Source organism: Paenibacillus xylanexedens (assembly GCF_007680605.1).
GTDB classification, from domain to species: Bacteria; Bacillota; Bacilli; order Paenibacillales; family Paenibacillaceae; genus Paenibacillus; species Paenibacillus xylanexedens_B.
This window is the reverse complement of sequence record NZ_VEIO01000069.1, coordinates 1-337: the sequence shown is the minus strand read 5'-3', so window position 1 is coordinate 337 and position 337 is coordinate 1. Positions and strand designations below refer to the sequence as shown.

Annotated in this window: 1 protein-coding gene; it reads left to right on the top strand. The window is 56.4% G+C overall.

All coding sequences use genetic code 11. The annotated features are described in order from the left end of the window. The coding region (locus tag FS818_RS28425) for a condensation domain-containing protein (protein ID WP_260990005.1) at nt 1-337 on the top strand (337 nt) is incomplete at both ends.

The following is a 337-nucleotide window of genomic DNA, read 5'->3' as shown; positions in this document are numbered from 1 at the left end:
TCGTGGAGGAAGTGGCCGTCAAGCTGACGGAACACCATGATGCATTGCGGATGGTATACACGCAGGAGGTAGGAAAGGTCGTTCAGATGAACCGGGGAACGGCAGGGCGTGCGTTCGGGCTACATGTATTCGATGTCTCGGCAGCAGCAGACGTCCATGTAGCAATCGAGCAACAGGCAACGCAGGTGCAACAGGCAATGAATCTGGAATCAGGCCCGCTCATGCAACTGGGGTTATTCCGGACAGGGAACGGCGACCATCTCTTGATCGCGATCCATCACCTTGTCGTGGACGGGGTGTCCTGGCGCATTCTATTGGAGGATTTCGCCTGGGCATA